Consider the following 9864-nt stretch of genomic DNA (forward strand, 5'->3'; position numbering starts at 1 on the left):
ATCAAGACGCCAAGGCAGGCTGGGCTGCACGCCGTGCAGCATAGCCATTGCCCAGTATGGATAGCGCTGCCACGAAAGCCGGTATCGCCAGCACTGCAAAAATCAGCCCGAAACTCAGTCCAAGGCTCAGCACCGCCCCCCCGATTACCGAGCCGAAGATCGCGCCAAAGCGGCCTATTCCCAACATCCAGCTCACACCTGTGGCGCGGGACTCAGTAGGGTAATAGCCAGGGGCATAAGCGTTTAAACCTGTCTGCGCGCCGCTCATGCAGAAGCCCGCCGCGATAACGCCCAGCGTCAGCAGGCTGGATTCCAGACCAAAAGCGCCCAAGAGCAGGATGAATACACCGCCCAGGGCATAGGAGCCTGCAATAACGCGATTGGGATTGCGCCTGTCCATGATCCAGCCGACCACAATTGCTCCAACCGTGCCGCCAATCTGGAACAATCCGGTGATGGTTGCTGCGCGCTCAATCGGGATACCGGACTCGCGAATCAGCGTAGGCAGCCAGCCCATCATCAGATAGATCACGAGCAGCCCCATGAAATAGGTCATCCAGAGGGAAAACGTTCCTAGACGATAACGCTCTGCAAACAAGGCACGAACCGGCGCCTTGTGGTTAACCGTAGGCTCAAGCGTGATAAAACGTGTTTGCGCCGTAAACTGGCCACCCAGCCGATTCAGCACTTTGGCGATACGGGCCGCAGGTGCGTCTTTTACGACAAGAAACCGGGCAGACTCAGGCAAGAACAGCCAGAGGAACGGCAGCAAGAGGATAGGTAGAAGGCCACCCACCAGCAGCACAGACTGCCAACCATAATGGGGAATCAGCCAGGCAGCTACAAAGCCGCCGGCACCGGAGCCCAGGTTGAAACCGGTAAACATTACGGTAATCAGCACGGAGCGATAGCGCTCGGGTAAATACTCCGAAAGCAGTGTCGTCGTATTGGGCATCGCCGCCCCGAGCCCTACCCCGGTGAGAAAACGCAGGATGGCCAGCTCATAAGGGTTACGCGCGAAGGCGCATGCCAGGCTCAGCGCACCAAATACGGTCACGGCACCGAGCAGTACCGTCTTCCGACCGAGGCGGTCGGCATAAGGGCCCGCAACCAATGCACCCACCGCAAGACCAACCATGGCCGCACTCATGACCGGTCCAAAGGCGGTTTTGGATAGATTCCAGTCCTGCATCAGTGACGGCGCAATGAAGCCCATGACGGCGACATCCACACCATCGAACAGGACGATGAAAAAACACAGGACAAGGATCAACCACTGATAGCCCGAGACAGGCCGGTTATCAATCCATTGTTTAACGTCGACAGGCGAGTCGGTATGCATGACGGCCACCCTTGTTGTTGTTATGGTGATTCGAATGCCCCATAGGGCTTATCACGTGATGGCAGAACGAAACTGCCTCACGGTCAGCCCAGACGTTAAAGCCACTCGCCTAGCCCGTCGTCTGGGAAATGCTTAAGGGGGTATCTGATTTTTTTATGAGGGTCTCAGGCACCTGAGCGAAACGACACTCAAGTGCCTGAGGCTGAAAGGAAGGCAAGCCCGTGTCATACGGGCCTGAAGGGATACGTCAGATGACAAAGAGATCAACGAACCGATTGACTGGGGTGCGTTCGAGAGTTGCCTGATCCTTGCACAAGTTAAATATCTGCTCGCAGCGCTGCGCCGGGAAACGCGTAGCCAAGTTATTCTTGAACTTGGCCTCAAGCAGTGGAATGCCCTCATCACGGCGACGGCGATGACCGATGGGATACTCCACCGCTACCTTATCGGTGCAGGTACCATCCTTAAAGAACACCTGAATCGCATTCGCAATGGAACGCTTGTTTGCTTCCATATACTCTTGGCTGTAGCGCAAGTCTTCAATAATTTCCATCTTCTCACGCAACTGATCAATCAGCGGGTGCGCTGCATGGAAAGCATCCTCATAGTGCTCGGCTACCAAGTCCCCATACAGCAGCGGCACCGCAATCATGTACTGCAAGCAGTGATCTCGATCTGCGGCATTAGCCAATGGGCCAACCTTGGAAATAATGCGGATGGCTGACTCGTGGGTAGTGACCACGATCTTTTCGACCTGATCCAGCTTTTCACGTACCTGCGGATGCAGGATGACTGCCGCCTCGGCGGCTGTCTGAGCATGGAACTCAGCAGGGAAACTGATCTTGAACAGGACGTTTTCCATTACGTAACTGCCGAACCCCTGCGGGAAGCTGAATTGGCGCTTGTCCTGCGGCTTGGTCTCCAGGTCCTTGTTGGTATGACTGAACAGCACATCATAAAAGCCCCACTGCGGTGCGCTCAGCACGCCTGGAATACCCATTTCGCCGCGCATGGCGATATCAGCCAGGCGTACGCCGCGACTGGTAGCATCACCGGCTGCCCAGGATTTGCGCGAACCTGCATTCGGTGCGTGTCGATAGGTTCGTAGCGCCTGCCCGTCTACAAAGGCATGGGAAATAGCGGCAAGCATCTGCTCGCGATTAGCCCCCATCAACTTGGCGGCAACAGCCGTTGAAGCCACCTTGACGAGAATGACATGGTCAAGCCCGACCCGGTTGAAAGAGTTTTCCAACGCAAACACGCCCTGGATCTCGTGGGCCATGATCATGGCTTCGAGCACGGCGCGCATGGTCAGAGGCGACTCGCCCTGCGCAACGCGTTTCTGCGAAAGATGGTCGGCTACAGCCAGAATACCGCCCAGGTTGTCCGAAGGATGCCCCCATTCCGCAGCCAGCCACGTATCGTTGTAATCCAGCCAGCGGATAATGCAGCCGATGTCCCAGGCAGCCTTTACCGGGTCTAGCCGAAAACTGGTCCCAGGCACACGGGCGCCGTAGGGCACTACGGTTCCTTCTACGAACGGACCCAGGTGCTTGGTGCATTCTGGAAAACGCAAGGACAGAAGACCGCACCCCAGCGTATCCATTAAGCAATTACGCGCTGTATTCAGCGCTTCAGTAGAGTCAATCGTGTAATTCAGGACGTAGTCAGCAATGTCCTGCAGGACCTTGTCATAGTCAGGACGATTATTCAGGTCGACGTTGGCGCTCATGCTCTCGCTCTCATGGTTCATTGTTATATGAGGCAGCGGTAGCCGCTGCCTTTAGGCGTGTTTATGCGCTGCGCTGCTCAAGCGGTACATAAGGCCGCTGCTCAACGCCGGTATATTCCGCACTCGGGCGAATAATGCGGTTGTTGACTCGCTGTTCGAACACGTGAGATGCCCAGCCCGTGACCCGCGAACAGACAAAGATAGGGGTGAACAACTTGGTGGGAATACCCATGAAGTGGTACGCGGACGCGTGGTAGAAATCGGCATTGGGAAACAGCTTTTTCTGCTCCCACATAGTGTGGTCGATCGCTTCGGAGACAGGAAACAACACCGTATCGCCTACCTCCTGGGACAGCTTTTTCGACCAGATCTTGATGACCTCATTGCGCGGGTCCGAATCCTTGTAGACCGCATGGCCGAAGCCCATGATCTTGTCCTTGCGCTCCAGCATGCCAAGCGTGCCCTCAATAGCCTCTTGGGGTGATTTGAAACGCTGAATCATCTCCATGGCTGCTTCGTTGGCACCGCCATGCAGCGGGCCGCGCAGTGACCCAATCGCACCGGTAATGCAGGAATACATATCCGAGAGCGTGGACGCGCACACACGCGCGGTAAACGTCGAGGCGTTGAACTCATGCTCGGCATAAAGAATCAGCGACACATTCATGACCTTGCGGTGCAGTTCATTAGGCGCCTTGCCGTGCAGGAGCTTGAGGAAGTGTCCGGCAATGGAAGGTTCGTCCGTCATGCAATTGATGCGTACACCCTGATGACTGAAGCGATACCAGTAGCACATGATGGCTGGTAACGCGGCCAGTAACCGATCCGATACAGCCTGCTGTTGCTCAAAGCTGCGCTCCGGCTCCAGGTTGCCCAGCATTGAAACGCCGGTCCGCATCACATCCATCGGGTGCGCCTGCGCCGGGATGCGCTCAAGCACCTCCTTCAATGACTGAGGCAGATCACGCAGGGGCATGAGTCGATTCAGGTAATCATTCAGCTGTTCCCGAGTCGGCAGTTCGCCCTGGAATAACAGATAAGCCACCTCTTCAAACTGGGCATGCTCGGCCAGCTCGCGTACGTCATAACCCCGATAGGTCAGACCAGCGCCCTCTTTACCTACGGTAGACAAGGCTGTCTGGCCAGCAACCTGACCACGAAGGCCCGCGCCGCTCAGTACTTTTGCTTCAGCCACTGCTCTCTCCTTTCTTGAAGTTGTTATGGATGGTGCAATTGCAATGATCCGGTTAGTGCGTCAGTGCTTTTTCTGAGCAAAGAGTGCATCGAGCTTTTGCTCGAACGCGTGATAACCAATGCTTTCGTACAGCTCCATGCGCGTTTGCATGGTGTCGACAACATTTTTTTGCGTACCGTCGCGCCGAATGGCGGTATAGACGTTTTCAGCCGCCTTGTTCATGGCACGGAAGGCCGACAAGGGATAGAGCACCAGCGAAACATCTGCGGAGGCCAGCTCCTCGGTTGTAAATAGCGGTGTTGAGCCAAACTCCGTAATGTTTGCCAGCACCGGCACCTTTACCGAGCCTGCAAATTCCTTGTACATCCCAAGCTCGGTTATGGCCTCGGGAAAAATCATGTCCGCACCGGCTTCCACACAGGCACAGGCACGGTCAATGGCCGACTGCAACCCTTCAACCGCCAATGCATCGGTTCGCGCCATGATCACAAAGCTGTCATCGGTGCGGGCATCTACGGCGGCCTTGATGCGGTCAACCATTTCCTGTTGCGAGACAATCTCTTTGTTAGGCCGATGGCCGCAGCGCTTGGCACCTACCTGATCCTCGATATGCATGGCCGCCGCGCCAAACTTGATCATCGACTTGACCGTACGGGCAACATTGAACGCCGAGGAGCCAAACCCCGTATCCACATCTACCAGTAACGGCAAATCACATACATCGGTAATCCGCCGAACATCAGTCAGGACGTCGTCCAGACTAGAGATCCCTAAATCCGGCAAGCCTAGTGAACCGGCCGCCACACCGCCACCAGAAAGGTAAATGGCTTTAAAGCCGGCGTGCTTGGCTAACAATGCATGATTGGCATTGATAGTGCCGACCACTTGAAGCGGATGTTCATTAACTACTGCCTCTCGGAACCGTTGCCCGGGGCGCATGGAAAGACCCTGACTCATGACTCACCTCTATTCTTGTTGGCAGAAGCAACCGCTACAGTGGCCCCTTCAGGTTGGTGTTGAGTGTCTAGTTGGCGCTCGATATTGCGGCGTGATGCTGCAATGTGGCGCTGCATCAAGAGTTCGGCCAGCTCACCGTCACGGTCAGCGATGGCGTCGAGAATACGATGATGTTCAGCAAAGGCCTGACGCGGTCGATTGGGCGTAGCTGAGAATTGAATTCGGTACATGCGCACCAACTGGTACAGCTCATCGCACAGCATGCGAGTCAGTGTGCGGTTTCGGCTGCCCTGGATGATTCGGTAGTGAAAATCATGATCACCCTCCTGCTGGTAGTACCCGATACCCGCCCGAAATGAAGCATCTTGTTCATGGGTTTCCAGCACATGACGTAGCTCTTCGATCTCCGCTTCGGTCATGCGCTCAGCTGCCAGCCGGCACGCCATCCCTTCGAGAGATTCACGGATCTCGTACAGCTCAACCAGCTCTTCAAGCCCTAGTGAGACAACACGGGCACCTACATGAGGAACGCGTACAACCAGCTTTTGCCCTTCTAACCGGTGGATGGCCTCCCGTAGAGGCCCCCGACTGATTCCGTACAGACGCGCCAGCTCAGGCTCGGAAATTTTGCTGCCGGGCTTGATCTCACCTTGAATGATGGCGGCCTGAATCCTTCGGAAAACATGCTCGGAAAGCGTCTCGCTTTCGGGACTGCCACCAAGAGATATTTCGCTGAACTGATTCATAGTGTCGACACATTTATAATTTTATTAGGCTTTACACCAAACACTAGGCCTTAAATTACTAAAGTGTCAACAATCTTAATGCCGTATAGTTTTTAAGCGTTGCCGATCAATTAGCCCTGGAAATCTGCACAACACCATGCGCCATCCGTCCGGGTCTTCATACGTCAGACCGTTATCCAACCAATATGGGTTTTCTGGTGAAACAGGTTAGTGTCCCAGGTTTATCAGCCATTTTTGTGTGACGCTAAATGTTGCCTTATTGAAGTATAAAACCAGCAAATTATCCCTACTGGGCGCGGGACATGGCTGCATTGTTCATGTTGGGTAAACTCCAGATGCACCTCTCGCCTTGGCAGACCCAACATGATGCCGTCATAACTGGCATACCCTCAAAGCGCGCAAGCTCAGGCAAACCAAGTCCTTGCTTATAAAATTCAGCAACCGCCTCAGGTTGATCTGTAGGACGCGTAAAGCGGATCTGGATAGGCTTCATTGGAATTCCACCCTGATGACTGACGACTCTATGAGGATAGGACGGTATGGCGAGCAGGTAGCCACCCTGAAGTTGGCTCATGCTTGAGACCGTAGAAGGTCATCGCTGAACGAGATTTACACGCGTTCAGATAGCGTAAAGATAAGAGTGATTAGGCCTTGGCCTAAAGCTACGTACGAAAGGCTGCACTCGGGCTTTAGTGCACAGGCAGGCTACTAACCGGGCTGATACATTCTATTTTGCTGAAAGATAAGCGATAGCGCTCGTCAGCTCATAGATTGAGGCTGGCTTAACCAGATGCATATCAAACCCTGCTGCCTTAGAAAGCCCACGGTCTTTAGGCGCGAAACTAATCTTTGTCTGAATAACCGTGTACAAGCCCGACTGAGCACGTAGATTGCTTTAGAAAAGCTTGTTAAGTATGGCGGTAATAAAAAGAGATTTGATCAAACTTGCGGTGGCTGTCCGGTTCGACGTTATCGTCCACGGCGGCAACTGCCAATGTCAAATGGGTGCAGGAATCGCGAAAACTATAAAACAAGTCTTTCCAAAGGCCTATAAAGCCGATTGCATGACCCTTAAAGGCTCACGCGAAAAGCTAGGTACTTATTCACGTGTGACGGTTACGCGGGATAACTATCAAGCCTACGATCGTGAACGCATACACCCAGTTTCACTGGCGTGGTAACGGCGTTAAGGCAGATTATGAAGCCATTCGCTCCGTTATAAAGGCTATTTGTTACGATTTTGCTGAATACCGTATCGCTTATCCGCTTATAGGTGCCGGACTTGTAGGTAGCGACTAGAGCATTATCAGTGCCATTATCGATGAAGAACGTGCAGGCCTTGATCATACTCTGGCCGAGTGCGCGTCTTAAGGTTTGCCTGACGTTTCCACCAGCAATACCGCGGGCCTCCCTGACGGATGAGTACCCTTTGCAGCGCGGCCAAACGTCAACAGCCGCCCAGGCAAACCCTAACGGACTAATGGTTAGTCAGGGCTCTTATCACCCTAACGGGCTGTCGTCCACGTCTGGTCTCTCATCCATATTGGGCGTGTCCTTGGTATCAGGAACGTCACCGTATTCATCGTACTCATCAGGCGTTTGGCCTTGATCAGGCGCAGTCTCTTGATTGCTCATAATATTCACCTCGCGTGTTTGTCATTCGATTCCTGAGTCGGGCAGGCGTTCAACAGAACGTGCGACCTGCAGCCAGCTGATTCGGCAAGCGTCATCCTCTGCCGCGCTCGTGCCTGTTGCGTCCAGAAACAAGCGTTAATGGTTTGAGGTAGTTGAAAGCGTTCAAGCCGCCCATACTCGGACAGGTGCAAGACGTAACGCTTTCCCAGCATTCATAACAGGATGCCTACTTCCCTTAGGGAGCCTTTATGACCCTGAAACCGAATATTCTCGTGTCCTCATTGGACCTTGAGCGGATAGAAGACCTGCTCGACTCGCTGCCCGCCGGCGAGCACTCACTGCAAACCGCCTTACAGGAGGAGCTTGGCCGAGCGGATATCGTTGACCCGCATGAGATACCGCCTACGGTAGTCACCATGAACTCGACGGTGCGCTTCAGCATGGAGGCAACCGGCGAAGAATTCTGTAAAACACTTGTATATCTCAAGAGTCTTGCAGGGGATACGGAACAGATTTCTATCCTTGCCCCTGTAGGCAGTGCGCTACTGGGGCTGTCCATCGGCGATTACATTGAGTGGCCTACCCTTGGTAAAGGGATGCTCAAGGTCAGAATAATGGGCATTCCTTTCCAGCCTGAACAGGCCGGGCAGTATCATCGATAGGCTGATGGCGAGGAGCGCAGGGCGCGCTCCCCTTCTTACTCAAGCCTTCATTAACGCCTGGATGTCGTTGTAGAGCGCCTTGGGTATCCACACCCCCTCACGCACGCTCTTTTCACGAGCCTCATAACGCCGCTGCGAAGGCAGGCGTGCCCCTTGGGCTACCATGGCCTCAAACAGTTTTTCTGCCCTGGCAAGCTCGGCATCGGCCTGCTCACCCAAAAAGCGTTGTGGGTCGATAGCAATAATCAACTCGCCGCCCATGGAGGTTACGCGCGCGCCGGCGTCAAAGGCCAGCGACTCGGCACTGGTCATGTCGGCAATCAGGGGACCAGCTATCAATTCCACCATCGCCGCTAGGGCTGAGCCTTTATGCCCGCCAAAGGTCAGCATGGCGCCTTTATCCAGTACCGTAGCCGGATCGGTGCAGGGCTTGCCTTCAGCATCAACGCCCCACCCTTCAGGAATCGGCTTACCCGCGCGGCGATGCAATTCGATCTCGCCGCGCGCCACCATGCTGGTTGCAAAATCAAAGATAAATGCCGGTTTGTTTGGACGCGGCCAGCCAAAGGCAAAAGGATTGGTTCCAAACAGCGGCTTGCTCCCACCGGCAGGCATCACCCAGGCATGGCTGGGCGTACAGGCCAACGCAACCAGACCAGCATCAGTGAGTGGCTCGATGTCTGCCCACAGCGCTGAAAAATGTGCGCAATGATTGATGCCCAACGCTGCGATACCTAGCGTTTTGGCTTTTTGGACAAGGTGTGGCAATGCCATCTGATAAGCGACTTGCGAGAATCCGCCCTTGGCATCGATGCGTAAAAGGGCTGGAGCCATGTCATGCAACTCGGGCTCGGCATCAGGTGAGACCTTACCTGCCCTAAAGGTATTGATGCATGACAGCAGTCGGTACAGCCCGTGGGATGAGCAACCGTCGCGCTCGCCCGCCACCAGTGTTTCGGTGACGTACCGGACATGGGCCGCGGTAAAACCGTAGTGTTCGAGCACGCGTGTCGCTAGTGCTCTTACTTCATCCAAGGTGAGGTGAACGGTGTCCCCTTCGCGTGTAGGCCGCTCGGGAGCGCTGGAGGCAGTCATACATTCTCCTTTTTTAGAATTGTCGTATCAGAGAAACAATCAGAGGTATTGTCGATCGGGCAAGGCAGGCAGCCAGGATTTGCTTTTTAACCCGTTCATAGACCCGCCGGGGTGGCGGGCCTATGAACACAGGTTTACTGCGGGCCGAGCTTTTCGATCAGCGCAGCCAGACGCTCGTACTCGTCAGGCTTGAGCTCAGTCAGCGGTGCACGTACCGGACCAGCGTCATAACCTGCGATTTTCGCACCCGCCTTGACGATGCTCACCGCATAGCCCGAGCAGCGATTGCGGATGTCCAGGTATGGCAGGAAGAAATCATCGATCAGCTTGCCTACAGTCTCATGGTCGTCTGCAGCGACGGCCTTGTAGAAGTCCATGGCCGTCTTGGGGATGAAGTTGAACACTGCCGAGGAGTACACCGGTACGCCCAGGGCCTTGTAGGCCGCTGCGTAGACTTCAGCAGTCGGCAGACCGCCCAGGTAGGTGAAGCGATCACCCAG

Annotated in this window: 12 protein-coding genes and 2 pseudogenes; 3 read left to right on the forward strand and 11 right to left on the reverse strand. The window is 54.7% G+C overall.

What is annotated here, in order from left to right:
* Nucleotide 1: 1 nt before the first annotated feature.
* From IEX86_RS05160 to IEX86_RS25595, 8 genes and pseudogenes are all read right to left on the reverse strand, one after another.
* Nucleotides 2-1342: an MFS transporter gene (locus IEX86_RS05160; protein WP_188865054.1), complete on the reverse strand. Its 1341-nt coding sequence runs from the start codon at nucleotides 1340-1342 to the stop codon at nucleotides 2-4.
* Between the two features lie 247 nt (nucleotides 1343-1589).
* A complete protein-coding gene (prpD, locus tag IEX86_RS05165) occupies nucleotides 1590-3074 on the reverse strand; it encodes a 2-methylcitrate dehydratase (RefSeq protein WP_188865055.1) in 1485 nt (494 codons plus the stop codon).
* 61 nt (nucleotides 3075-3135) lie between these two features.
* A complete protein-coding gene (prpC, locus tag IEX86_RS05170) occupies nucleotides 3136-4269 on the reverse strand; it encodes a bifunctional 2-methylcitrate synthase/citrate synthase (protein WP_188865056.1) in 1134 nt (377 codons plus the stop codon).
* Between the two features lie 60 nt (nucleotides 4270-4329).
* Nucleotides 4330-5226, reverse strand: a complete 897-nt coding sequence (gene prpB / locus IEX86_RS05175; protein ID WP_188865057.1) for a methylisocitrate lyase — start codon at nucleotides 5224-5226, stop codon at nucleotides 4330-4332.
* Nucleotides 5223-5972 (reverse strand): GntR family transcriptional regulator, encoded by a 750-nt coding sequence (locus tag IEX86_RS05180; protein WP_188865058.1) that lies wholly within the window; start codon nucleotides 5970-5972, stop codon nucleotides 5223-5225. The genes prpB and IEX86_RS05180 overlap by 4 nt, the downstream gene beginning before the upstream one ends.
* Before the next feature lie 75 nt (nucleotides 5973-6047).
* Nucleotides 6048-6167: pseudogene (locus tag IEX86_RS25585) on the reverse strand (hypothetical protein); the annotation flags it as partial.
* A 29-nt stretch (nucleotides 6168-6196) separates the two neighbouring features.
* Nucleotides 6197-6337: a hypothetical protein gene (locus tag IEX86_RS25590; protein WP_373290394.1), complete on the reverse strand. Its 141-nt coding sequence runs from the start codon at nucleotides 6335-6337 to the stop codon at nucleotides 6197-6199.
* A 32-nt stretch (nucleotides 6338-6369) separates the two neighbouring features.
* A pseudogene (locus tag IEX86_RS25595) lies at nucleotides 6370-6546 on the reverse strand (hypothetical protein); the annotation flags it as partial.
* A gap of 340 nt (nucleotides 6547-6886) precedes the next feature.
* Between IEX86_RS25595 and IEX86_RS25600 the strand changes: the two are divergent.
* Together IEX86_RS25600 and IEX86_RS24960 are read left to right on the forward strand one after the other, a co-directional pair.
* Nucleotides 6887-7153 (forward strand): macro domain-containing protein, encoded by a 267-nt coding sequence (locus IEX86_RS25600; protein ID WP_373290395.1) that lies wholly within the window; start codon nucleotides 6887-6889, stop codon nucleotides 7151-7153.
* Complete coding sequence (locus tag IEX86_RS24960; protein WP_229685257.1) at nucleotides 7119-7271, forward strand: macro domain-containing protein; 153 nt, start codon at nucleotides 7119-7121, stop codon at nucleotides 7269-7271. The genes IEX86_RS25600 and IEX86_RS24960 overlap by 35 nt, the downstream gene beginning before the upstream one ends.
* Before the next feature lie 201 nt (nucleotides 7272-7472).
* Here the strand turns inward: IEX86_RS24960 and IEX86_RS25380 are convergent, their stop codons facing one another.
* Nucleotides 7473-7607 (reverse strand): hypothetical protein, encoded by a 135-nt coding sequence (locus tag IEX86_RS25380; RefSeq protein ID WP_268239851.1) that lies wholly within the window; start codon nucleotides 7605-7607, stop codon nucleotides 7473-7475.
* A gap of 248 nt (nucleotides 7608-7855) precedes the next feature.
* Here IEX86_RS25380 and rnk point away from each other — a divergent pair, with 248 nt between their 5' ends.
* On the forward strand, nucleotides 7856-8269 hold the full coding sequence (rnk, locus tag IEX86_RS05195) for a nucleoside diphosphate kinase regulator (protein WP_188865059.1): 414 nt from the start codon (nucleotides 7856-7858) through the stop codon (nucleotides 8267-8269).
* Nucleotides 8270-8308: 39 nt separating this feature from the next.
* Here rnk and IEX86_RS05200 read toward each other — a convergent pair whose 3' ends face one another.
* Together IEX86_RS05200 and IEX86_RS24965 are read right to left on the reverse strand one after the other, a co-directional pair.
* A complete protein-coding gene (locus IEX86_RS05200) occupies nucleotides 8309-9364 on the reverse strand; it encodes an Ldh family oxidoreductase (RefSeq protein WP_188865060.1) in 1056 nt (351 codons plus the stop codon).
* Between the two features lie 134 nt (nucleotides 9365-9498).
* Nucleotides 9499-9864 (reverse strand): dihydrodipicolinate synthase family protein (locus IEX86_RS24965; RefSeq protein ID WP_229685258.1); only part of this gene is annotated, 366 nt, incomplete at its 5' end.

Origin of the sequence: Pseudomonas asuensis (assembly GCF_014646755.1) — a bacterium.
In the GTDB taxonomy this organism is placed as follows: domain Bacteria; phylum Pseudomonadota; class Gammaproteobacteria; order Pseudomonadales; family Pseudomonadaceae; genus Chryseomonas; species Chryseomonas asuensis.

What these genes read in the sequence shown, in the direction of transcription:
- IEX86_RS05160 (WP_188865054.1), bottom strand. Translation starts at nt 1,342, where the DNA reads ATGCATACCGACTCGCCTGTCGACGTTAAACAATGGATTGATAACCGG.
- prpD (WP_188865055.1), bottom strand. Translation starts at nt 3,074, where the DNA reads ATGAGCGCCAACGTCGACCTGAATAATCGTCCTGACTATGACAAGGTC.
- prpB (WP_188865057.1), bottom strand. Translation starts at nt 5,226, where the DNA reads ATGAGTCAGGGTCTTTCCATGCGCCCCGGGCAACGGTTCCGAGAGGCA.
- IEX86_RS05180 (WP_188865058.1), bottom strand. Translation starts at nt 5,972, where the DNA reads ATGAATCAGTTCAGCGAAATATCTCTTGGTGGCAGTCCCGAAAGCGAG.
- IEX86_RS25590 (WP_373290394.1), bottom strand. Translation starts at nt 6,337, where the DNA reads ATGTTGGGTCTGCCAAGGCGAGAGGTGCATCTGGAGTTTACCCAACAT.
- IEX86_RS25600 (WP_373290395.1), top strand. Translation starts at nt 6,887, where the DNA reads ATGGCGGTAATAAAAAGAGATTTGATCAAACTTGCGGTGGCTGTCCGG.
- IEX86_RS25380 (WP_268239851.1), bottom strand. Translation starts at nt 7,607, where the DNA reads ATGAGCAATCAAGAGACTGCGCCTGATCAAGGCCAAACGCCTGATGAG.
- rnk (WP_188865059.1), top strand. Translation starts at nt 7,856, where the DNA reads ATGACCCTGAAACCGAATATTCTCGTGTCCTCATTGGACCTTGAGCGG.
- IEX86_RS05200 (WP_188865060.1), bottom strand. Translation starts at nt 9,364, where the DNA reads ATGACTGCCTCCAGCGCTCCCGAGCGGCCTACACGCGAAGGGGACACC.